Source organism: Roseovarius sp. B-10, assembly GCF_056859295.1.
Map to the genome: position 1 here is coordinate 189,403 of NZ_JBSXOE010000032.1, position 20,231 is coordinate 209,633.

Below are 20,231 nucleotides of genomic sequence, written 5' to 3' on the forward strand. Positions count from 1 at the left end.
ATCAGGCCATTCACGCCCAGTAAACCGGATATCCGCGGATACGCCCCTACCGCCCCCGCACCCGGCGAAAGCACAGGATGCGCCCGCGCGAGGGGCCGGGATCATAGGTCAGACCCGAAGCGGACATGCAATCGACGATGCGCTGGATCACCGTGTCGGGATAGCGCCCGGGATGCAGCTCCATCATCACGCTGCGCACATGCGCGGGCCAGGGTGCGTCGAACAGATGCGCCTCGGCCCCCTCGATATCCATGATGACGAGACCGGGGCGCACCCGCGCCATCAGGTCACGCAGCCCCAGATGCGGCACCTCGACCACGCGCTCGGCGGCGCTTGCCTCGTCAGCGATGTGCCCCGCCCAGAAGCTGCGCGCGGCATCGAACGCGAGAGGCGCCGCTCCCCCGTCCATGCCGCCCACGGCACCGTGCAGCACCGTGACCGCGTCGAGCCCGTTGCGCGCGAGATTGCCCGCGATCACCGGCAGCAGATCGGGATTGGCCTCGACCGTGGTGACATTCTCGGCCCCGGCCACCCGCGCGCAGAGGCAGGCGATGTAGCCGATCCCCGATCCCAGTTCCAGCACCCGCTGCCCGGCGCGCAGCCGCATCAGCGCCGCGCGCGCCTCGTGTCCCTCGTAGCCACCCGAGGCGAGCTTGGCCCGGATGCGATCGTTGAGATGGCTGTCGGGCACCTCCAGCCGCAGGCCCTCGATCTCGAATTCCGCCATGCCCTGCCCCTTGCCGTTGATTCCGCCGCGTGCTCACCCTACACCACCCTCACCTGAGAACGGGAGCAACGGCAATGCAGCTCTTTGTGGGCCTTGGCAATCCGGGCGCGAAATACGCGCGCAACCGCCACAATATCGGCTTTATGGCGGTGGACGCCATCGCCGCGGATCACGGCTTCGGGCCGTGGCGGGCGAAGTTCCGGGGTCGCGTGGCCGAGGGCGCGCTGGGCGGCGAGAAGGTCCTTCTGCTCAAGCCCGAGACGTTCATGAACCTCTCGGGCGAGTCGGTGGCCGAGGCCGCGCGCTTCTACAAGCTGGGCCCCGGGGATGTGGTGGTGTTCCACGACGAGCTGGACCTTGCGCCCGGCAAGCTGCGCGTCAAGCGCGGCGGCGGGCATGCGGGTCATAACGGCCTACGCTCGATCCACGCGCATCTCGGGGCCGAGTATGCGCGCGTGCGGCTCGGCATCGGCCATCCCGGCCACAAGGACCGGGTGAGCGGCTACGTGTTGCAGGATTTCGCCAAGGCGGATGCCGGTTGGCTCGATGACCTGATGCGCGGCATCAGCGATGGCGCGCCGTGGCTCGCGCAGGGCAAGCCCGACCGGTTCCAGAACGCCGTGGCGCAGCGCATGGCACCGGCTCACCCTGCTGCCAAGGCCGCCACCCCCCCGACCCAGAAAGAGCCGGAAGAGCCGGAAGAGCCGCCCGAGGACGACCGCAGCCCGCTGCAGAAACTGGTCGACAGGTTCCGTTAAGCCGCGGCCTCCCCGGGTCGATGCGTGCTACCGCGGACCCGGCTTTCGCAAGGATCAGCCGCGCCGGATCTCGACCCTGCGGCCCTCTGCCGGGGCCTCGTTGCGGCGCGGAATGGTGACGCTGAGCACGCCATCCTTGAGATCCGCCTCAACCTTGTCGCCATCGGCGTCGGGTGGCAGCCGGAACGACCGGCTGAAGCGGCCATATTGCCTCTCCGAGAAGAACCACGTCTCGCCCTTCTCCTCGCGGGTGGCGGATTTCTCGCCGGTGACGGTCACCGCGCCGTCATGCACCGACAGCTCGATATCCTTTTCCTCAACACCGGGCAGTTCCATCGTGATGCGATAGGCGTCCTCGTTCGACGAGGCATCCGAAGCAGGGGCCAGCCAATCGGCCACGCGCGCCCCGAAATTTCGCAGCGGTTCATAAAGCTGGGGCCAAAAGCCAGCGACATGGGTTTTCTCGACCATTGCAGCATCCTCCTTTGCGTTGCAGTGTCATGAAATTACACTGCGGAGATGGGAATTTCCTTGATCCGCCTCAAGTCGGGAGAGGGCGATGCGCGCACTGTTGCAACGGGTGAGCGAGGCGGAAGTGACCGTCGAGAACGCGGTGATCGGGCGCTGTGACGGGGGGCTCCTGATCCTCGTCTGCGCCATGCAGGGCGATGACGAAGCCGCCGCCGAACGGCTGGCGGGCAAGGTCGTGAAGCTGCGCATCTTTCGCGACGGTGAGGGACGGATGAACCGCTCGGTTGCGGATGTGGGGGGCAGCGCACTGGTGGTCAGCCAGTTCACGCTGGCCGCCGACACCTCGCGCGGGAACCGGCCCGGCTTTTCCGCAGCCGCCCCGCCCGAGGAGGGCCGCCGCCTTTACGAACATTTCGCGGCGTCGCTCGCGGCGCTCGGCGTGCCGGTGGAGACCGGGCAATTCGCAGGCGACATGCGGGTGAGCCTCGTCAATGATGGCCCCGTCACGATCTGGATGGAGAGCTGAGGCCAGTCAACCCAGAAGGGCGAGCGACGGGAATACCTCCAGCAGCCAGTAGGAGAAATCCGAGAACCCGCCGGTGAGCATCAGGAGGCCGATGGTCCACAGGAGCAGGCCCATGACGCGCTCGATCTGCGCCATGTGGCGCTTCATCCACCCCATCAGCCCGGTGAGGCGCGGCAGGAAGGCCGCGACCAGCAGGAACGGCACGCCGAGGCCCATGGCATAGACCGCGAGCAGCGTGGTGCCGCGGGCCACGTTGGCCTCGGAGGCGGCGAGCGACAGGATCGCGCCCAGTTGCGGGCCGATGCAGGGTGTCCAGCCAAAGGCAAAGGCCAGCCCCAGCACATAGGCCCCCAGCGACGAGCCACCCCTGTCGCCCGCGTCGATCCGCGCCTCGCGGTCGAGAAAACCGATGCGGTAAACGCCCACGAAATGCGCACCGAACCCCATCACAAGGATGCCCGCGATGATATTGAACCAGTCCTGGTATTGCAGGAACGCCCGCCCCAATGCAGAGGCGGTGAAACCCAGGAACAGGAAAACCGTCGAGAGCCCCAGCACGAAGAACAGCGCGGGCACCACGGCGCGGGCGCGCGCATGACCTTCTTGCGACAACTCGTTGAGGCTCACCCCGCTCATGTAGGCGAGATAGGGCGGCACGATGGGCAACACGCAGGGGCTGAGGAACGAGACGAGCCCCGCCAGAAGCGCCACGAACATTGCGGGCAGAAGCGCCGCGTCGATGATCTCGATTCCGAACATGACCCCCACATAGCCGGTCGCAACGCCCGCGTCATCAGGCAGTCTGTCACATCCTTGTGGACAGGCTGTAACAGCGCGGCTATCTGCGGGGCATGATGCCGGATCACACCCTCGACGCGCGCGGGCTGCTCTGCCCTCTGCCCGTGCTGAAGCTGCGCAAGCGGCTGAAATCGCTGACCGTGGGCGACGTGATCGCCGTGCAGGCCGACGATCCGGCAGCGATCGTGGACGTGCCGCATTTCTGCACCGAGAGCGGGCACGAACTGATCTCGACCGAAGAGGCGGGCGGCGTGCAGACCTATTTCATCAGAAAATCCGGCTGAGCGGTCCACGCGCCCCGACACCGGGCCGGGGCGCGTGAGGGATATCAGCCGAAGGACCACCAGCCGCGGCGTTTGGGCCGGGGCTGTTCCTCGGTCTCCGGTTGCTCGGAGGCGGGTTCCGGTTCCGGCGCAGGCTGTTCGGACACGGGTTCCGGCTCCGACGCAGGTTGCTCCGCCACGGGCTCCGACGCCGGTTGCTCGGCTACGGGCTCCGGCGCAGGTTGCTCCGCCGCGGGTTCCGGCTCCGGCTCGGGCGCGGGTTTGGACCCGGTCCGCTCCGCTTCCGGTGCGGGTTCCTCGGCGGCAGGCTCCGGCGCGGGTGCGTCGGCCTTCTTGCGGCGCGACACGGTCCGCCGCTTCGGCTTGGCCTCGGGTTCGGGCTGCGGTGCGTCGGCGTCGGCACTTTCCTCGGCGGCAGCGGGTTCCGGCGCGGGTTTCTTGCGGGGCGCCCGGCGTCTCTTGGGCTTTTCGGCCACCGGCGCGTCGGTTTCCTCGGCGGGCTGCGCCGGGGTTTCTGCCTGCGTGTCAGCCTGCGTTTCGACCTGTGCGTCGACCGTGTCGACCTCCGCCGCGTTCTGCGGGGCACCGTTGTCGCCCTGCCCTTCGCCCTGCCCGTCGCCGGAACGCGGCTTGCGCTTGCGGCTGCGCGAGCGACGGCGCTTCTTCTTGGGCTTCTCGGTCTCTTCGGTATCGGGCGGCGTGCTCTCGGCCTCGACCTCGGCCTCTGTCTCGGCAGGAGCCTCGACCTCGTCGTCGATGGCGTCCATCAGCGCCGCGCCCGCGGACACGAAGGCCGTGTCCGGCTCGCGCACGGTGCGGGTGGCGGTCTTGAGCTTTTCGAGCGTGAAATCGGGGCTGACCAGCGACGGGTCACCCTCGATGCGCACCGACAGGCCATAGCGCGCCTCGATCCCGGCAACGTGCTCGCGCTTGTGGTTGATGAGGAAGTTGGCGATACCCACCGGTGCGCGCACGAGCACCTCGCGCGAGCGGCGGCGCACGCCCTCCTCCTCGATCTGGCGCAGGATCGACAGCGACATGCTGTCATCCGACCGGATCAGGCCAGTGCCGTGGCAATGCGGGCAGGGTTGCGTGCTGGCCTCGAGCATGCCGGGGCGCAGGCGCTGACGGCTCATCTCCAGCAGACCGAAGCCCGAGATGCGCCCCACCTGGATGCGCGCACGGTCGGTCTTGAGCTTGTCCTTGAAGCGCTTTTCCACCGCCGCGTTGTTCTTGCGCTCGTCCATGTCGATGAAGTCGATGACGATGAGCCCGGCGAGGTCGCGCAGGCGCAACTGGCGGGCAACCTCGTCGGCGGCCTCGAGATTGGTCTGGAGCGCGGTTTCCTCGATCGAGCCCTTCTTGGTGGCGCGGCCCGAGTTCACGTCGATGGCGACGAGCGCCTCGGTCACGCCGATCACGATATAGCCGCCCGAGGGCAGTTGCACCGCCGGGTTGAACATGCCAGCGAGATAGCTCTCGACCTGATGGCGCGCGAAGAGCGGCATCGCATCGGTGTAGTGCTTCACGTTCTTGGCGTGGGACGGCATGATCATCTTCATGAAGTCCTTGGCGATGCGGTAGCCGCGCTCGCCCTCCACCAGAACCTCGTCGATCTCGCGGTTGTAGAGGTCGCGGATCGAGCGTTTGATGAGGTCGCCTTCCTCGTAGATCTTGGCCGGCGCGATGGAGCGCAGCGTCAGCTCGCGGATCTGCTCCCACAGGCGCTGAAGATACTCGTAATCGCGCTTGATCTCGGCCTTGGTGCGCTTGGCCCCCGCCGTGCGGATGATGAGGCCCGCGCCCTTGGGCACGTCGATCTCGGCGGCGATTTCCTTGAGCTTCTTGCGGTCGGCGGCGAGCGTGATCTTTCGGCTGATGCCGCCACCGCGTGCGGTGTTGGGCATCAGCACGCAGTAACGCCCGGCGAGGCTGAGGTAAGTGGTCAGCGCCGCGCCCTTGTTGCCGCGCTCTTCCTTGACCACCTGCACCAGCATGATCTGGCGGACCTTGATGACCTCCTGGATCTTGTAGCGGCGCGGGCGCGGCTTGCGCGCGGGGCGGATGTCTTCGCTGTCATCCTCGTCGGCGACCGATTCGATGCTGTCATCGTTGGTCGAGTGGTCACGCGTGTCACGCGCGTCGGGCGTGTCCTCCTCCGTCTCGGGCGCGGTCTCGTTGTCCTCGCCTTTGGCGGTATTCGCGGCCCGCTCCGCGTCCGGCTCCTCGACCGGGGTTTCGGCGACACGCTCCATCGGCGAGCTGCCTTCGTCCTCGTCATCGCCGAGGTCGATGGTTTCCATACCGGAGATGTCTGCGCTGGTCACCGCGTCGTCCGACGCGGTCTTTTCCGTCTTGGCCCTGGGGCGCGACCGCGAGCGGGAGCGGGAGGCGCGCTTGGGCTTTTCCTCTTCATCCTGCTGGGCCTGGGCGAGCGCCTCTTCCTCAGCCATCAGCGCCTCTCGGTCGGCCACCGGGATCTGGTAGTAATCTGGGTGGATTTCCGAAAAGGCGAGAAAGCCGTGCCGGTTGCCGCCATACTCGACAAAGGCCGCCTGGAGCGAAGGCTCCACGCGCGTGACCTTAGCGAGATATATGTTTCCGGCTAGCTGACGTTTGTTTTCAGACTCAAAATCGAATTCCTCGACCTTGTTTCCGTCGACCACCACGACGCGGGTTTCCTCCGCGTGGGTGGCATCAATAAGCATTTTCTTGGCCATGTGTTCCGTATGCACGACCGCGTGGCGACCGGCCCGGGGGGCGCGGCGCCTTGCGGTCTGTGTCTGTCAGGGGCGAGGACGGGCGCAAAAGCGCCGCAGGCGCCGGGCGCTGCCGATATCGGTGTCTTGCCTGTTGCGCGCGTCATCGCGGTTCTTCACTCCGACCCCTCTGCGGGGGCCAATTCAGCGCCCGGTCGGGCCATTCGGCACGGCAACGGGCGAGCGTGCGGTCCCCACGCGGGGGGCCAATCGGTCTGTTCAGCCGCAGGGATTGCGATCCAACGGATACCTGAAACAGCGAATCTCGTGGCAAAACCCGGGGTATCGCACCGGGATCGCCTCATGTCACAGTAAAGCCACCGGTGACAAAAACACAATGGCCAAAATGCGTGCGCGCCCTCAGCCGAGGTAATCGGCGCGGCTGAGCGCATATTTTGCCATCTTTTCGTTGAGGGTACGGCGCGGCAGGCACAGCTCGTCCATTACCGCCTGCACCGAGCCCTTGTGGCGGCGCATGGTGTTGTCGATGAGCATCCGCTCGAACGCCTCGACATATTCCTTGAGCGGCTTGCCCTCGGTCGTCATCACCGGCTGCATGTCCTCGTGATCGGACATCAGAAGCGACGTGAGCGTACCTGTGCCGCGCCGCGACTGGAGCACGGCGCGCTCGGCGATATTGAAAAGCTGGCGCACGTTGCCGGGCCACGGCGCCTGCAGGAGTTGCGTGGCTTCCTGCGCGCTGACCTGCGGGGCGTCACAGCCGTAATCCTCGGCGAACTGTTCGACGAAACGGGTGAACAGCGTCAGGATATCCTCGCCGCGCGCGCGCAGCGGCGGCACCGTCAGCCGCAGGCTGGCCAGCCGATAGAACAGGTCGGGGCGCAGCGCATCCTCGCAGGTGCGCCCCTCATCCTGCATGTTGGAGATGGCGACGATGCGGGTCTCGGGCGGGGTGCCCTCCTCGTTGAGAGCGGTCAGCATCCGCGCCTGTACCGTGTCGGACAGCGCCTCGACATCCTCGAGCACGAGGGTGCCGCCGCGCGCCTCCTCGACAGCCGGCAAGCGATTGTCGCAGGACTCCACCGGGCCGAACAGGCGCCGCGCGAGCGCGCCCTCCTCGAAGGCGGCGCAGGAGAGCGTGACGAAATTGCGCCCCGCGCGGTTTCCGGCGGCGTGGAGCGCGTGCGCCACCAGCGTCTTGCCGGTGCCGGTCTCGCCCTCGATCAGGACATGGCCGTCGGCCTGCCCGAGGTCGAGGATATCCTCGCGCAGCCGCTCCATCGCCGGCGAGGTGCCGATGAGCTTCTTCATCAGCGTGCTGCCGTCCGAGAGGTCACGCCGCAGCGACCGCGCGTCGAGAACCAGACGGCGTTTCTGCGAGGCTTTCTTGGCGAGTTCGGTCATGCGGTCGGGGTTGAACGGCTTTTCCAGGAAATCAAAGGCACCAAGGCGCATCGCCTCGACCGCCATCGGCACGTCGCCGTGGCCGGTGATCATGATCACCGGCAGGGTCGAGTCGCTGCCCATGAGGCGGCGCAGGAACTGCATCCCGTCCATGCCCGGCATCCGGATATCGGTCACCACGATGCCGGGATAGTCGGGGCCGAGTTGCTTGAGCGCGTCCTCGGCGCTGGCGAAGGTTTCCGTATCGAACCCCGACAGCGCCAGCCACTGGCTGATGGACTGGCGCATGTCACGTTCGTCGTCGACGATGGCAATCTTCATGGCAGATGGCATGGCACTTTCACTCCGCGGCTCTGGTCTCTTCGGGCAATATGGGAAGCTGAACCTCGAATACAGCCCCCCCGTCCTCGGCATTGCGTGCCGTCAGGCGGCCCCCGAGGTCGTTGACGATCCCAGAGGAAATGGCAAGGCCCAGCCCGACCCCGTCGCCGGGCAGCTTGGTGGTGTAGAATGGCTCGAACAGCTTTTCGAGATCGTCGATGCCGCCGCCATTGTCGCGCACGGTCAGCACCGCAGTGTCGCCCGCCACGAGCAGGATGTCGATGGTCGCGTCCTCGGTGTTCTCGGTGGCGTCGAGCGCATTGCGCAGCAGGTTGACGATCACTTGCTCGATGCGCACCTGGTCGCCCATCACCATCACCGGCTCCGACGGCAACGTTCGGGTGATCTGCACCTTCCTCTTGCGCAGTTGCGGCTCCATCATCGCCAGCGCCGAGGCCAGCGCATCGCCAAGATTGACAGGGGCAAAGCTGTCGCCGGAATGGCGCGCGTAAGATTTGAGCTGACGTGTGATCGCCCCCATCCGCTCGATCAGGTCGTCGATGCGCTGGAACGACACGAGCGCCTCGTCCGGGCGGTTGCGGCGCGAGAGCAGTCGCGCACCCGCGAGGTAGGTTTTCATCGCTGCGAGCGGCTGGTTGAGTTCGTGGCTGACAGCCGCCGACATCTCTCCCAGCACCGCGAGCTTGGAGCTTTGCTGGAGCGTCTGTTCGGCCTGTGCGAGGGTCTCCTGCACGCGCCTGCGCTCGGCGATTTCCCGCTGAAGCCGGGCGTTCAATGCGCGAAGCTCTGCCGACTCGCGCTGGAACAGCATCATCCGCGAGGTGGCGCGACGATTGAGATAGTAGAAGGCCAGCGCCATGAGAATCGCGAATCCCATGATTTCGAGCGCGATGTAGCCGTTCACCTTGTCGCGCACCGTGGCATAGGTTGTGAAACTCGCGATGCGCCAGCCGCGGAAAGCCACCCGCCCCTCGACGCGCATCACCGCCTGCCCGCTCAGATAAGCGTCGGCGGGCAGTGCCGTCCAGTCGGCGGTGGCCTCGATGGCGCGTTCGATCGCGCTGTCAGCCGGTTCGTGCGCAAGCGCCTCCGCCTCGGTGAGCCCGCGCCAGCGCGGTTCGGTCGCGAGCACGATCACGCCCTCGCTGTCAGTGACCATAACCGCGTCGGAAATGCCTGCCCAGGCGCTCTCGAACTTTTGCAAATCGACCTCGACGAGGATCACGCCAAGCACGCCGGACGACCCCTCGATACGCCTCGAATAGAAGAAGCTGAACTGTCCCGCCTCCTGCCGCAGCACCTTGAAAACGGTGTCGCGCGCGCGCATGGCGTCAACGAAATAAGGCGCCTGGCGCAGGTTCGTCCCGAGGCGGGTGCGCTCGGTCGCGGCCACCACGCGCCCGTCCTTGTCCAGAAGCGCCAGTGAGGCGGCGCCAATCTCGTCAAGAAACGAGATGAGGCGCTGCGTGGATCGCGCGTAGTCCTGGCTACCCAGCGCGGAGATCAGCGCGGGATCGCGGGCCAGAAGCTGCGGCACGATGGCGTTCTGGCGCAACTCGCTCAGCAGGTTGCCGCTGTAGAGCAGCAGCCGCAGCTCGGCGCGGTTGCGCGTGTTCTCGGTGAAACGGTCGGTGAGCAACCGGTGCGTGGTCAGCACCACCACCACCGCCACCAGGAACAGCCCCGCAAGCACCAGCCGCGCACGCCAGGGGATGGTGCGCGGGCGCGGGGTCGGATCGGGGCGATCGGACGTTGTCATTGCCCAAGTCTAGAACGCGCGCGCCTAGCCCTCAAGCGTCACGCGGGCGCAAGCGCCCCCATCAGCCCCGCGAACATGGCCGCGCCGTCGCTGCCGCCGTGGGCGGGCTCGGCCATCCGCTCGGGGTGGGGCATCATGCCCAGCACGCGGCGGTTTTCCGACAGGATACCGGCGATGTCGCGGGCCGATCCGTTGGGATTGTCGGCGTAGCGAAAGGCAACGCGGTCCTCGGCTTCGAGCCGGTCGAGCGTGGCCTCGTCGGCGAAGTAATTGCCGTCGTGATGGGCCACGGGCACGGTGATGGTGCTGCCCGCGTCGTACCCTTGCGTGAATACGCTCTGGTTTGTGACGACCGTCAGGCCCACCGGCTTGCAGATGTATTTCAGCCCCGCATTGCGCAGCAGCGCGCCGGGCAGCAGGCCCGTTTCGGTCAGGATCTGAAAGCCGTTGCAGATGCCGAGAACATGCCCGCCCCGGTCGGCATGGGCCACCACCGCGCGGCAGATCGGCGAATTGGCCGCGATCGCGCCGCAGCGCAGGTAATCCCCGTAGGAAAAGCCCCCCGGCACGCCAACGATATCGACGCCTGCGGGCAGCGCCGTATCCTTGTGCCAGACCATCGACACCCGCGCCCCCGCGCGCTCGAAAGCCACGGCAAGATCGCGGTCACAGTTGGAGCCGGGAAAGACGATGACGGCGGCGTGCATGACAAGAGCCCTCTCATGGATGCTGTGCCGCCGCTCTAGCGCGCGGCGGCGGGCTTGTCCATCGCGCGGGTGACGGTGCCGGTCAACGCTTCGCGCGGATCACTTGCAGGAGCGGCAGGACGCGGGCCATGTCGGGCCCGTGCGCCTGCCCGGTCAGCGCCTTTCTCAGCGGCATGAAGAGGCCCTTGCCCTTGCGTCCCGTCGCCTCCTTGACCGCCGTGGTCCACTTGCCCCAGGTTTCGTTGTCATGCGGCCCCTCGGGCAGCAGCGCCATCGCCTCGGCGATGAACTCCCGGTCGTCTTCGTCGATCGCCGGCTCTGCCCCGTCGCGGAACATGATCCACCAAGCCTCCAGGTCACCCAGCGTGGAGATGTTCTCGCGCGTGACCTCCCAGAATTGCGGGCCGAGGGCCTCGGGCACGCCCAGCGCCGCGATGGTCCCCGCCACCTCGTCGTAGGGCTTCGCCGCGACGATCCGGGCGGTAAGCGGAAACAGGTCGTGCTCGTCGAACTTGGTCGGTGCCGCGCCGAACCGCTCGATGTCGAAGCCCTCGATCAGCTCTGCCATGTCGCTGCGCAGCTCCACCGGGTCGGCCGAGCCGAGCCGCGCCATCAGGCTCAGCAGCGCCATCGGCTCCACCCCCCGCGCGCGCAGGTCGCGCAGGGAAAGCGTACCGAGACGTTTCGACAGCGCCTCGCCCTGCGGCCCGGTCAGCAGCGAGTGATGCGCGAATTGCGGCGGCGTGCCGCCCAGCGCCTTGATGATCTGGATCTGCGTCGCGGTGTTGGTCACGTGGTCCGAGCCGCGCACAACATGGGTCACGCCCATCTCCACGTCATCCACCACCGAGGCCAGCGTATAAAGCACCTGCCCGTCGCCGCGAATGAGCACCGGGTCCGAGACCGAGGCCGCGTCGATGGACACCTCGCCAAGGATACCGTCCTGCCAGACGATCCGCTCGTGATCGAGCTTGAACCGCCAGACACCGTCGCCGCGCTCGGCGCGCAGCGCGGCCTTTTCCGCGTCCGTGAGGCTCAGCGCAGCGCGGTCATAGACCGGCGGGCGGCCCATGTTGAGCTGTTTTTTGCGCTTGAGGTCCAGCTCGGTCGGCGTCTCGAACGCCTCGTAGAACCGGCCCATGTCGCGCAGCCGGTCGGCGGCTCCGGCATAGCGGTCGAGCCGCTCGGATTGCCGCTCCACCCGGTCCCAGTGCAGGCCCAGCCATTCGAGATCATACTTGATCGCGTCCACATATTCCTCGCGCGAACGCTCCGGGTCGGTATCGTCGATGCGCAGGATGAATGTGCCCCCCGCCTTGGCGGCGATGAGGTAATTCATCAACGCGGTGCGCAGGTTGCCCACATGGATGTATCCGGTGGGCGACGGGGCAAAACGGGTGGTGGTCATCGGCGTCTCCTGACTGTGCCGCGGCTTTGTCACAGGGGCGCGCGATTGTCCAGATTTCAGCGGGTGCTCAGCCGTGCGTGGGCCAGGCGTGGTGATCGTCGTCGATCACGAAGGGATGCGCGTGCCTGCGCCCGCCGTGGGCGCGCAGGTGCGGGTGATCGTCGGGCAGATCGGGATGCGTGTGCTCGGGTGCGTCGGGCAGGTTCGCGGGCCACAGCCGCGCCGCCGCGACCAGCCCCAGCCCCGCGACCCCCGCCAGCAGCATCAGCGCCGGGCCCATGCCCAGGGCCTCTCCCGCCCAGCCGGCCAGCGGATAGGTCCCCAGCCAGCAGGCATGGCTGAGCGCGAATTGCGCGGCGAACACCGCCGGTCGGTCGTCTGCATGGGCCGAGCGCCGCAACAGCCGCCCCGAAGGCGTGAGGATGGCCGAATAGAGAAAGCCGAACACCGCCCAGACCGCGAGAAACACTGCCCAGCCCGGCAGCCCGTCCAGCCACAACACCGACCCCGCGACCAGCGCCACCGCCGCGAGGCCCCGCGCGCCCGCCATCATCACCCGCCGGTCGGACAGGTGATCGAGCAGCCGCGGCAGCAACAGCGCCGCCGCCATCGACCCCGCGCCGAACGCCGCCATCGCAATCGCCAGGCCACTCTCGCCGCCGCCCAGCCCGGCGCGCACCAGCACCACCGTGTTGACCAGCACGAAGGCCCCGACCGCCGCCGCCGCGAGATTGAGCGACAAGAGGCCCCGAAGCCGCGGCGTCGCGAGGTAGATGCGCAGGCCCCGCGACAGCCGCTCGCGGAACGGGCGCGCAGCGGCGGCGCGGCCCAGCGCCGGGATCGCCGATAACGCCACGAGAACGGTGGAGACGACGAAGCCCGCGAAGGTGCCGACAAACAGCCAGTGATAGCTCAGCACCGCCAGCAACAACCCCGCCAGCGCCGGGCTCAGCAGGTTCTCGAGGTCATAGGCCATGCGCGACAGCGACAGCGCGCGGGTATACTCGCGCTCCTCGGGCAGAATGTCGGGCAGCACCGCCTGGTAGGCCGGGGTAAACGTGGCCGAGGCCGCCTGCAGCACGAAGATCAGCACGTAGACCTGCCACAGCTCGGTGACGAAGGGCAGGCACAGCGCCACGCCCCCGCGCAGCGCGTCGGCCCCGATCAGCACCGCCTTGCGCGGCAGGCGCAGCGCCCAGGCCTGCGCCAGCGGCGAGAGGCCCACATAGGCCACCATCTTGATCGTGTAGGCGGTGCCCAGCACCACGCCCGCGCGTGCCCCCGCGAGATCATAGGCCAGAAGACCCAGCCCCACGGTCAGAAGCCCGGTCCCCAGAAGTGCGACGACCTGCGCGCCGAACAGGCGGGCATAGTTCCGGTTGGCGAAAAGGCTCATCATGGCGGCGACGCTACACGCGTTTAACCGCGCGGAAAACGGCACATTTCGTAGCACGCCGCGGGCCTCTCAATTTTGCGTGAGAGCCACACGCCCTACGTGCTAACGCGTTACAGTCGATCCAAACCAAACCGACAGGAGGATTCCATGTCACGCGCACCCACCCTCACCCGCCGCTGTGTCCTCGCCTCGGCCGCCGCGCTGCCGATGGCGGCCGTCACCGCCCCGGTCGCGCGCGCCGCGGCGCCGATGATGGGCGCCGGTACGACGCGGTTCAACCGCGTGACGCTCGGCGAGTTCGAGGTCACGACGCTTCTGGCCGCGACCATGCCGCGCCCCGACCCGCATTCGATCTTCGGCCTCAATGTCAGCGAAGACGCGTTCAACGCCGCCTCCGAGGCCGCCAACATTCCGACCGATCAGGCGCAGTTCTTCTTTACCCCCACGGTGGTGAACACCGGCAGCGAGCTGGTGCTCTTTGACACCGGGCTCAACCCCGAGGGCATCACGGGCGCGCTGCAGGCGGCGGGCTACACGCCCGACCAGGTGGACGTGGTGGTCATCACCCATATGCATGGCGACCACATCGGCGGGCTGATGGGCGAGAGCGGCGCAACCTTCGCCAATGCGCGCTACGTCACGTCGGGTGTCGAATTCGACGCGTGGGCGGCGATGGACAACCAGACATTCGAGGCCAAGATGCGCCCGCTGGCCGAGCAGACCAAGATGATCGGCGACGGCGCAAGCGTCGCCTCCGGCATCACCGCGATGGCCGCGCATGGCCACACCCCGGGACACACCGTCTACATGATCGAAAGCGGGGGCAGGCAACTGCTGCTCGCCGCCGATTTCGCCAATCACTATGTCTGGTCGCTCGGCTATCCCGACTGGGAGGTGAAATTCGACATGGACAAGGCCAGGGCGGCCGAAACCCGCCGCCGCCTGCTGGGTATGCTGGCCGCCGACAAGATCCCGTTCGTGGGATATCACATGCCCTGGCCCGGCACCGGCTATGTCGAGCAGGCGGGCGAAGGATACCGCTACCTGCCGACGAGCTATCAACTGATGCTCTGAGCCGCGGGGGGCCACGGACGCGGGAGGGGATATTTACAAACCCCGCGCCCTGCCCGATAGGACGGGCATGGATCAGGCGCCCCCCACCCTCGCCGCGTTCGAGCGGCTCGCGCAATCGGCCATCGACGCGCTGCCGCCGGCGTTCCGCGCCCCGGCATCGGAGGTGGTGCTTTTGGTCGTGGATTGGCCGCCCGCGCATCTCCTCGACGAGATGGAGATCGAGGACGCGCGCGATCTCACCGGGCTCTACGAAGGTATCCCGCTGACCGAGAAATCCCAGTTCGACCAGCCGCTCGGCCCCGATACCGTGTGGATTTTCCGCGAGCCGATCCTCGAGGAATGGCGCGACCGCGGCAACGTGGCGCTGCCCGATCTGGTGGCGCATGTCGTGGTGCACGAGTTCGCCCACCATTTCGGCTGGTCCGACGACGACATCGCCGCCATCGACCGCTGGTGGGAGTGACCGGGCGCCGGGGTGTGGCGCGCTACATTTGCCCCGCCTCGCGCAGCCGGTCCAACCCCGCGCGGATATAGGCGGTGCGCAGCGAGTGCCCGCCCGGATGCTGGCAGAAATCAAGGATCTCGCCGCGCGCGTTGCGCCAGCCCTCGCAGGTGAGGCCCTCGATCCCCGCGGGCTGTGCCGCGCGGAACCCGCCGAGGCGGCGATACATCGACAGCGCCTCGCGCACGTCGCCCTGCCACGTCTCGCGGATGGCGCGGCCCGTCAGCGGCACCGTGGGGTCGCTCTGGCCGTGGATATGCACGAGGCTCTCCACCGGGGTGGCGCAACGCGCGGGCGGGCGCTGCCAGAAGGTGCCGGCCACGGCGACAAACCCCGCGAATCGCTCCGGCATGGCACAGGCGAGGTTCCAGATCAGCATGGCCCCGGACGAAAAGCCCGCGCCCATCACCCGGCCCGTGTCCAACGGATACCGCCGCGCGACATCTGCCAGCACCGCCTCGACATAGGCGAATTCGCGGGCCCCGTCGGTGCCTGCGTGGCCAGGTGCGTGGGGAATCACCCAGTCGCGATCCAGCGATTTGAGCGCGATGAGCGCGAGCCCCTCCTCCGCCGCCATGCGGCGCAGGCCGCGATTGCGCATCACCGCCGCCGCCGAGCCGCGATAACCATGCGCAAAGACGATTGCGCCCACCGGCGCGCGCGCGTCCTCGGGCCATGCGATCCGGTAGTGCCGATCACCGATCCGGCAGTCGCTGTCGGCGCCGCAGGCAGCCGCGCCCTGCGCCGCAAGAAGCACCAGAATGACCTGAAAGAAAAAGACAAACCGCATATCGCACCCCGCATGATCCAGCCATGTTGCGACGCATGAGATAGCGCCGACAAGTCACATCCGCGTGGCCCCCGGCAATACCTCGCGCAAAGGTGATCGCGAGGAAACGCCCGTGGAAACGATTTGATAACGCTGCGCGCGTTCAATGCACAGGCGATTCAGGATGAAGGACGATCCCGGCATGACACGTTCGCCACTCTCCGCGCTTCTGGTGCTCGGTCTGCTTTGCGCAACCGGGGCAGAGGCTCAATCGCTCAACGAGTTGCGCACGCAGCTTCAGGCGACGTTGCAGCGCAGCCTGGGGCGCTCGATGCTCGGCGGCGCACTTCCCCATGTCAATCTGGCGACCGGCGCGGTCACCCGATACTACCCGACCGAGAACCACGAAATCATCCTCAGGATGGATGACATCTATGTCATGTGCGCCACGCTCGTCTCCGAGAACGGGGACGAGGCGCCGGTGGATTACTACATCGCCGAAAGCGACGGGCGCTTTGGCGTCATCCGGATGGAGATCGACAACCGCGCTCCGCTGCACGCGCTGATGGACGCGGGCCGCGCGGCGCGGCTGGAATGAGCGGCGCGCCCATGGCCGCCACCGCCGATCCTCGCACGCCGACGCTGAGCCTGTATCTCAAGCTCACCGCCGTGATGGTGCCTACCTTCCTCGCCTTTGCCGGGGCCGGGCTCCTGTGGCTGAGCGAGAAGAACCTCCTGCGCAGCGAGGAGGCGATGGCGATGCGCATCGGCAACGCCACCGCGCGGCTGGGCGGCGCGCTGGAACGGTTCAGCGACCAGTCAGAGGGGGCGACCGACTGGCGCGCGCCTTATGTTACCGACCTGATGCAGACGCTGCTCGGCGACCCGGCGATCCGCTGCGTCGAGCTGGTCGATCCCGGGACGCAACGCCAGCTTGCCGTGGTGCCCCGGGGATTGGGCTGCAAGGGGGCGGGCGGCGCGCTGACCCTGCCTTACGAGGTGTATTCCTGGCCGATCACCAAGCTGGTGACGCATTTCGACGAGCGCGAGATCGCAACCGTCAAGCGCTATCAGCGGGATTTCCTGCTGCTGCTGCTCGCGGGCGGCATCCTCGTCGCCGCGCTCGCCAACTGGGTGTCGTTCCGGGTGATCGTCGGGCGCCCGCTGCGCGGGCTCTTGTCGCGGCTGGAACGCGCCCGCGCCGAGGCGATCGCGGCCAACGCGGCAAAATCAGATTTCCTCGCCAGGATGAGCCACGAGATCCGCACGCCAATGAACGGCATCCTCGGCATGGCCGACCTGCTGTCGGAAACCCCGCTCTCGCCCGAACAGGAAACCTATGTCACCACCGTGGTGCGCTCGGGCGACGCGCTGCTGGCGATCATCAACGACATTCTCGACTTCTCCAAGATCGAAGCGGGCAAATTCACCCTCGCGCAAGAGCCCTACCGCCTGCGCGAGATCGTCGAGGATGTCGCGCAACTGCTCGCGCCGCTGGCATCGCGTACCGGGATCGAGCTTTACGCCCATGTCGCCCCGGACCTGCCGGAGGTGATGATCGGCGATGCCGGGCGGCTGCGGCAGGTGCTCATCAACATTGCCGGAAACGCCGTCAAGTTCACGCAGGAGGGCCATGTCGGCCTGACCGTGGCGCGGGGCGGCAAGGACGAGATCGTGATCTCGGTCCACGATACCGGCGCGGGCATTCCCGAGGACCAGCAGGGTCGGATATTCGAGGCGTTCGAGCAGGCAGGTAACGGCAGGACCACGCATCCCGGCGGCACCGGGCTAGGCCTCGCGGTGAGCTGGCAGCTCGTACAGCTCATGGGCGGCCGGATCACGCTTTCCTCGCGGCCCGGGGCCGGGTCGTGCTTTGCGATTATCCTGCCTCTGGTGCCCGCCGGCGATGCCGCCGACGCCGCGTGCAACGGGGCCCTCGCCTTGCCGGACGGCACCGCGCCGCGGGTCTGGCTGCTCGATCCGCTGCCCGACCGGCGCGCCGGGATCATGGCGCTGCTCGCACACCACGGGGCACGGGTGGCCGAGGGCGCGGGGCCGCAGGACATGGCCGCCGACCCGCCCCCCGATCTCTTGGTCATGGACGACCGCGCGTTGGCACCCGCCTGCGCGGCCCGGACACCCTGCCTCCTGCTCGGCCGGGCAGCGCAGAAGCCCCCCGCCGGTGGCGCGGTCCTGCGCAAGCCGCTGCGCGAGCGGTCGTTTCTCGACACGGTGGCGCGCCTGCTCGGGGTGGAAGCACCCCCCCGGACCACCCCGCGCATAGGGGCCGCACCGGGGGCCGAGCGGACCGCGCCGGCCGCGGCCTGGGCCAGTGGCCTGACCGTGCTCGCCGTCGACGACAACGCCACCAACCGGCTGCTGCTCGAACGGTATTTCGCGAATTCCGGTGCCGATCTGCGGCTCGCCGCGAGCGGGACCGAGGCGGTCGCGCTCTACACCGAACACCCGGCCGACATCGTGCTGATGGATGTCTCGATGCCCGGCATGGACGGCTACCAGGCCACCGGCCTCATCCGCACCCACGAGGCGGCGCAGGGTCTGGCCCCGGCTCATGTCGTCGCGGTCTCGGCCAACATCCTGGACCAGCACCGCGAGGCCGCGCGGCTGGCGGGGATGGACGCCTTTCTCGGCAAGCCGCTGCGCAAGGCGGACCTCGTCGCCCATGTCTCGCAACTGCGCGGTGCACGCGCGGCCCGCACCGCCGTGTCAGACCACCCCGCCCCCGGGATCGGCCACGCCGCCGAATGATCCGCCTCAGCCGGCGCCGCCCCCCCTGCCCGATGCGTCGCGCCAGCGGTTGACGATCGGGTAGCGCCGGTCGAGCCAGAAGGCCCGCGACGACAGCCTTGTCCCTGGCGCGGCCTGGAAACGCTTGTATTCGCTGATGTAAAGCAAATGCTCCACCTTCCGGGCATCCGCCGCATCATGGCCCGCCGCCACGCAATCGGCGATCGAGCCGTCCTGATCCACGAGGATGTCGAGGATCGAATCGAGCACCGGGTAATCGGGCAGAGAATCGCTGTCCTTCTGATCGGCGCGCAACTCGGCGCTCGGCGGCTTGTCGATCACCTGCGGCGGGATCACCTCGCCCGCCTGCCCCCGCATCCACACCCGGTGATTGGTGTTGCGCCAGCGGCAGATGTCGAAGACCCGCGTCTTGTAAAGATCCTTGATCGGATTGTAGCCGCCCGCCATGTCGCCGTAGATCGTGGCATAGCCCACCGCCACCTCGGACTTGTTGCCGGTGGTCAGCAGCATCTCGCCGAACTTGTTGGAAAGCGCCATCAGCAAGAGGCCGCGAAGCCGGGACTGGATGTTCTCCTCGGTGATGTCCGGCGCGCGGCCCTCGAAGAGCGGCGCGAGCGTGTCGGTGATCGCCGCGCGCCCCGCCGAGATCGGCACGGTATCATAGCGGCAGCCGAGATTTTCGGCCACGGCCCGCGCATCGTCGAGCGACGCCTCCGACGTGTATTCCGAGGGCAGCATCACGCAGCGCACATTCCCCGCCCCGAGCGCATCGACGGCAATCGTGGCGACAATCGCGCTGTCCACCCCGCCCGACAGGCCCAGCAGCACCCGCTCGAACCCCGCCTTGCGCAGGTAGTCGCGCAACGCGAGAACCATCGCGTGGTAATCTTGCTCCAGATCGCCGGGCAGATGCGCCAGCGCGCCGGGGCGCGCGCGCCAGCCCTCGGCGCCGCGCTCGAAATCGACCTGCGCCACCGCCTCCTCGAACATCGGCAACTGCATCGCCAGCCCACCGCCCGGGTTGAGCACGAAGGAGCCGCCGTCGAATACCTGGTCGTCCTGTCCGCCGACCATGTTGAGATAGGCGAGCGGCAGCCCGGTCTCGACTACCCGCGCCACCATGTGGTTCTGCCGCAGCGCCATCTTCTCGCGGTAATGCGGCGAGCCGTTGGGCACCAGCAGCATCTCGGCCCCCGTCTCGGCGAGCGTCTCGGCCACGTCCGGATACCAGCTATCCTCGCAGATGGGCGAGCCGATGCGCACCCCGCCCACCGCATAGGGCCCGTTGACCTGCCCGCTCTCGAACAGGCGCTTCTCGTCGAACACGGTCTCGTTGGGCAGGTGATGCTTGAGCACGCGCGCGGAGATCCGCCCGCCCTGCAGCACGTAATAGGCGTTGTAGAGCCCGACGCCGTCGAGCGCGGGGCCGCCGATCGCCAACGCCGGCCCCTCGGCACAGTCGCGCGCCAGCGCCTCGATCGCGGCGATCGCGGCCTGGTGGAATGCCGGTTTCAGCACCAGGTCCTGCATGTTGTAGCCGGTGATGAACATCTCGGGCAGCGCCACCAGATCGGCCTCCGCCGCGCGCCCCTCGTCCCACGCCCCGCGTGCAAGCGCGGCGTTTCCCGCCAGGTCGCCCACCGTCGGGTTGAGCTGTGCCAGTGTCAGGCGAAACCTCTCGGCCATGCGCGTCCCCTCGCCGCTTTGCCCTGATGATCTAGCAGATCGCGGCGCGAGGAAAAGCCGAATTGCCCGAATCCCGTTGTCACATGCCGCGGGCTCATCTAGATTTGCAGCGCCTGCCGCCATTTCTGGCG

Annotated in this window: 18 protein-coding genes; 7 read left to right on the forward strand and 11 right to left on the reverse strand. The window is 67.8% G+C overall.

Going from position 1 to position 20,231, the window contains the following annotated elements; translation table 11 throughout:
* Nucleotides 1-46: 46 nt before the first annotated feature.
* Nucleotides 47-727: an FkbM family methyltransferase gene (locus AC13D8_RS10005; RefSeq protein WP_482968701.1), complete on the reverse strand. Its 681-nt coding sequence runs from the start codon at nucleotides 725-727 to the stop codon at nucleotides 47-49.
* A 74-nt stretch (nucleotides 728-801) separates the two neighbouring features.
* Between AC13D8_RS10005 and pth the strand changes: the two genes are divergently transcribed.
* Nucleotides 802-1,485, forward strand: a complete 684-nt coding sequence (pth, locus tag AC13D8_RS10010) for an aminoacyl-tRNA hydrolase (protein WP_482968702.1) — start codon at nucleotides 802-804, stop codon at nucleotides 1,483-1,485.
* A gap of 54 nt (nucleotides 1,486-1,539) precedes the next feature.
* Here pth and AC13D8_RS10015 read toward each other — a convergent pair whose 3' ends face one another.
* Nucleotides 1,540-1,956: an Hsp20/alpha crystallin family protein gene (locus AC13D8_RS10015; protein WP_129434061.1), complete on the reverse strand. Its 417-nt coding sequence runs from the start codon at nucleotides 1,954-1,956 to the stop codon at nucleotides 1,540-1,542.
* 88 nt (nucleotides 1,957-2,044) lie between these two features.
* On the opposite strand from AC13D8_RS10015, the gene dtd reads away from it, so the two are divergent.
* Entirely contained in the window at nucleotides 2,045-2,482 is a 438-nt protein-coding gene (gene dtd / locus AC13D8_RS10020; RefSeq protein ID WP_104018905.1) for a D-aminoacyl-tRNA deacylase, read from the forward strand.
* Between the two features lie 6 nt (nucleotides 2,483-2,488).
* Here dtd and AC13D8_RS10025 read toward each other — a convergent pair whose 3' ends face one another.
* Entirely contained in the window at nucleotides 2,489-3,241 is a 753-nt protein-coding gene (locus AC13D8_RS10025; protein ID WP_482968703.1) for a cytochrome c biogenesis CcdA family protein, read from the reverse strand.
* Between the two features lie 92 nt (nucleotides 3,242-3,333).
* Between AC13D8_RS10025 and AC13D8_RS10030 the strand changes: the two genes are divergently transcribed.
* Nucleotides 3,334-3,564, forward strand: a complete 231-nt coding sequence (locus tag AC13D8_RS10030) for a sulfurtransferase TusA family protein (protein WP_482968704.1) — start codon at nucleotides 3,334-3,336, stop codon at nucleotides 3,562-3,564.
* Nucleotides 3,565-3,608: 44 nt separating this feature from the next.
* Here AC13D8_RS10030 and AC13D8_RS10035 read toward each other — a convergent pair whose 3' ends face one another.
* The 6 genes from AC13D8_RS10035 to AC13D8_RS10060 form a co-directional block, all read right to left on the reverse strand.
* Nucleotides 3,609-6,284, reverse strand: coding sequence for an Rne/Rng family ribonuclease (locus AC13D8_RS10035; RefSeq protein WP_482968705.1), 2,676 nt, complete (start codon nucleotides 6,282-6,284; stop codon nucleotides 3,609-3,611).
* 399 nt (nucleotides 6,285-6,683) lie between these two features.
* Nucleotides 6,684-8,021, reverse strand: a complete 1,338-nt coding sequence (locus AC13D8_RS10040) for a sigma-54-dependent transcriptional regulator (RefSeq protein ID WP_482968706.1) — start codon at nucleotides 8,019-8,021, stop codon at nucleotides 6,684-6,686.
* 7 nt (nucleotides 8,022-8,028) lie between these two features.
* Entirely contained in the window at nucleotides 8,029-9,789 is a 1,761-nt protein-coding gene (locus tag AC13D8_RS10045; protein WP_482968707.1) for a sensor histidine kinase, read from the reverse strand.
* 38 nt (nucleotides 9,790-9,827) lie between these two features.
* Nucleotides 9,828-10,496, reverse strand: coding sequence for a phosphoribosylformylglycinamidine synthase subunit PurQ (gene purQ / locus AC13D8_RS10050; RefSeq protein WP_482968708.1), 669 nt, complete (start codon nucleotides 10,494-10,496; stop codon nucleotides 9,828-9,830).
* 82 nt (nucleotides 10,497-10,578) lie between these two features.
* A complete protein-coding gene (gene gltX / locus AC13D8_RS10055; RefSeq protein WP_482968709.1) occupies nucleotides 10,579-11,904 on the reverse strand; it encodes a glutamate--tRNA ligase in 1,326 nt (441 codons plus the stop codon).
* A 67-nt stretch (nucleotides 11,905-11,971) separates the two neighbouring features.
* Nucleotides 11,972-13,303, reverse strand: coding sequence for an MFS transporter (locus AC13D8_RS10060; protein ID WP_482968710.1), 1,332 nt, complete (start codon nucleotides 13,301-13,303; stop codon nucleotides 11,972-11,974).
* A gap of 144 nt (nucleotides 13,304-13,447) precedes the next feature.
* On the opposite strand from AC13D8_RS10060, the gene AC13D8_RS10065 reads away from it, so the two are divergent.
* Both AC13D8_RS10065 and AC13D8_RS10070 read left to right on the forward strand, forming a co-directional pair.
* Nucleotides 13,448-14,374, forward strand: a complete 927-nt coding sequence (locus tag AC13D8_RS10065; protein WP_482968711.1) for an MBL fold metallo-hydrolase — start codon at nucleotides 13,448-13,450, stop codon at nucleotides 14,372-14,374.
* Between the two features lie 67 nt (nucleotides 14,375-14,441).
* Entirely contained in the window at nucleotides 14,442-14,837 is a 396-nt protein-coding gene (locus AC13D8_RS10070) for a metallopeptidase family protein (RefSeq protein WP_482968712.1), read from the forward strand.
* Nucleotides 14,838-14,859: 22 nt separating this feature from the next.
* On the opposite strand, the gene AC13D8_RS10075 is transcribed toward AC13D8_RS10070, so the two are convergent.
* Nucleotides 14,860-15,666 carry a CE1 family esterase gene (locus tag AC13D8_RS10075; protein WP_482968713.1) on the reverse strand — a complete coding sequence of 269 codons (807 nt, stop codon included), beginning with the start codon at nucleotides 15,664-15,666 and terminating at the stop codon, nucleotides 14,860-14,862.
* 181 nt (nucleotides 15,667-15,847) lie between these two features.
* Between AC13D8_RS10075 and AC13D8_RS10080 the strand changes: the two genes are divergently transcribed.
* Nucleotides 15,848-16,243, forward strand: a complete 396-nt coding sequence (locus AC13D8_RS10080; RefSeq protein WP_482968714.1) for a hypothetical protein — start codon at nucleotides 15,848-15,850, stop codon at nucleotides 16,241-16,243.
* Complete coding sequence (locus AC13D8_RS10085) at nucleotides 16,240-18,414, forward strand: ATP-binding protein (RefSeq protein ID WP_482968715.1); 2,175 nt, start codon at nucleotides 16,240-16,242, stop codon at nucleotides 18,412-18,414. The genes AC13D8_RS10080 and AC13D8_RS10085 overlap by 4 nt, the downstream gene beginning before the upstream one ends.
* A gap of 6 nt (nucleotides 18,415-18,420) precedes the next feature.
* On the opposite strand, the gene AC13D8_RS10090 is transcribed toward AC13D8_RS10085, so the two are convergent.
* A complete protein-coding gene (locus AC13D8_RS10090) occupies nucleotides 18,421-20,100 on the reverse strand; it encodes an NAD+ synthase (protein WP_482968716.1) in 1,680 nt (559 codons plus the stop codon).
* Between the last annotated feature and the right edge of the window lie 131 nt (nucleotides 20,101-20,231).

What these genes read in the sequence shown, in the direction of transcription:
- AC13D8_RS10005 (WP_482968701.1), bottom strand. Translation starts at nt 727, where the DNA reads ATGGCGGAATTCGAGATCGAGGGCCTGCGGCTGGAGGTGCCCGACAGC.
- pth (WP_482968702.1), top strand. Translation starts at nt 802, where the DNA reads ATGCAGCTCTTTGTGGGCCTTGGCAATCCGGGCGCGAAATACGCGCGC.
- AC13D8_RS10015 (WP_129434061.1), bottom strand. Translation starts at nt 1,956, where the DNA reads ATGGTCGAGAAAACCCATGTCGCTGGCTTTTGGCCCCAGCTTTATGAA.
- dtd (WP_104018905.1), top strand. Translation starts at nt 2,045, where the DNA reads ATGCGCGCACTGTTGCAACGGGTGAGCGAGGCGGAAGTGACCGTCGAG.
- AC13D8_RS10025 (WP_482968703.1), bottom strand. Translation starts at nt 3,241, where the DNA reads ATGTTCGGAATCGAGATCATCGACGCGGCGCTTCTGCCCGCAATGTTC.
- AC13D8_RS10030 (WP_482968704.1), top strand. Translation starts at nt 3,334, where the DNA reads ATGATGCCGGATCACACCCTCGACGCGCGCGGGCTGCTCTGCCCTCTG.
- AC13D8_RS10035 (WP_482968705.1), bottom strand. Translation starts at nt 6,284, where the DNA reads ATGGCCAAGAAAATGCTTATTGATGCCACCCACGCGGAGGAAACCCGC.
- AC13D8_RS10040 (WP_482968706.1), bottom strand. Translation starts at nt 8,021, where the DNA reads ATGCCATCTGCCATGAAGATTGCCATCGTCGACGACGAACGTGACATG.
- AC13D8_RS10045 (WP_482968707.1), bottom strand. Translation starts at nt 9,789, where the DNA reads ATGACAACGTCCGATCGCCCCGATCCGACCCCGCGCCCGCGCACCATC.
- purQ (WP_482968708.1), bottom strand. Translation starts at nt 10,496, where the DNA reads ATGCACGCCGCCGTCATCGTCTTTCCCGGCTCCAACTGTGACCGCGAT.
- gltX (WP_482968709.1), bottom strand. Translation starts at nt 11,904, where the DNA reads ATGACCACCACCCGTTTTGCCCCGTCGCCCACCGGATACATCCATGTG.
- AC13D8_RS10060 (WP_482968710.1), bottom strand. Translation starts at nt 13,303, where the DNA reads ATGATGAGCCTTTTCGCCAACCGGAACTATGCCCGCCTGTTCGGCGCG.
- AC13D8_RS10065 (WP_482968711.1), top strand. Translation starts at nt 13,448, where the DNA reads ATGTCACGCGCACCCACCCTCACCCGCCGCTGTGTCCTCGCCTCGGCC.
- AC13D8_RS10070 (WP_482968712.1), top strand. Translation starts at nt 14,442, where the DNA reads ATGGATCAGGCGCCCCCCACCCTCGCCGCGTTCGAGCGGCTCGCGCAA.
- AC13D8_RS10075 (WP_482968713.1), bottom strand. Translation starts at nt 15,666, where the DNA reads ATGCGGTTTGTCTTTTTCTTTCAGGTCATTCTGGTGCTTCTTGCGGCG.
- AC13D8_RS10080 (WP_482968714.1), top strand. Translation starts at nt 15,848, where the DNA reads ATGACACGTTCGCCACTCTCCGCGCTTCTGGTGCTCGGTCTGCTTTGC.
- AC13D8_RS10085 (WP_482968715.1), top strand. Translation starts at nt 16,240, where the DNA reads ATGAGCGGCGCGCCCATGGCCGCCACCGCCGATCCTCGCACGCCGACG.
- AC13D8_RS10090 (WP_482968716.1), bottom strand. Translation starts at nt 20,100, where the DNA reads ATGGCCGAGAGGTTTCGCCTGACACTGGCACAGCTCAACCCGACGGTG.